We start from the raw sequence: 657 nt of genomic DNA, 5'->3' as shown, positions 1-657 counted from the left end.
AGGGCTTCGGGGTCGGCGGGGATGCCGGCCACCAGGTCGATCATGCCGTCGATCCGGCCGCTGGTGGCCAGGATGATCTCGGCGAACAGCTTCTCCTTGTCGGCAAAGTGCTTGTAGACGGTCTGCTTGGACACCGCGGCGAGTCTCGCGATGTCGTCCATGCTGGTGCCGGAGTAGCCCTTCTCCAAGAACACCGCGGTCGCGGCCTCCATGATCGCCTCGCGTTTGCGGGCTGAGCGACCCTGTTCGTTCAGCGCCACTATCGCCTCCTTCGCCGATTGGGTACTGGACAGTCTAGTTCTTACATGAGTACCGTACCGTCTAGTTCCCGATGGGCGCTGTCCGACAGCGCCCATCGCCCTTGCTCGAGAAAGACGACGGGACATCGCGACATGACCGCACCGGAAAAGGGCCCTGCCAGCTACTTCCCCTCGATCGAGAAGAAGTACGGCCGCCCGATCGCGGAATGGAAGGACCTCATCCACTCCTCGCCCCTGTCCAAGCACATGGAGCTCGTCACCTGGCTCAAGACCGAGCACGGACTCGGACACGGACACGCCAACGCCCTTGTCGCACACACCCTCGCCGAACGAAGCGGTACGTGAAGCAGCACGTGAGCGGCGCCTCTGACCCCTGACGATCGTCAGGGGTCAGAGG

General features: G+C 63.3%; 2 protein-coding genes. One reads left to right on the top strand and one right to left on the bottom strand.

Going from position 1 to position 657, the window contains the following annotated elements; translation table 11 throughout:
• On the bottom strand, positions 1–260 hold a 260-nt coding region (locus tag CCN51_RS59010), incomplete at its 3' end, for a TetR/AcrR family transcriptional regulator (protein ID WP_281262499.1).
• Between the two features lie 132 nt (positions 261–392).
• Here CCN51_RS59010 and CCN51_RS52220 point away from each other — a divergent pair.
• Positions 393–605 (top strand): DUF4287 domain-containing protein, encoded by a 213-nt coding sequence (locus tag CCN51_RS52220; RefSeq protein WP_014177526.1) that lies wholly within the window; start codon positions 393–395, stop codon positions 603–605.
• Positions 606–657 lie beyond the last annotated feature (52 nt).

It is taken from the genome of Streptomyces milbemycinicus (assembly GCF_002154605.1).
GTDB classification, from domain to species: Bacteria; Actinomycetota; Actinomycetes; order Streptomycetales; family Streptomycetaceae; genus Streptomyces; species Streptomyces milbemycinicus.
Note: the sequence above shows the minus strand (reverse complement) of the source record. Positions and strands in the feature narration are given on the sequence as shown.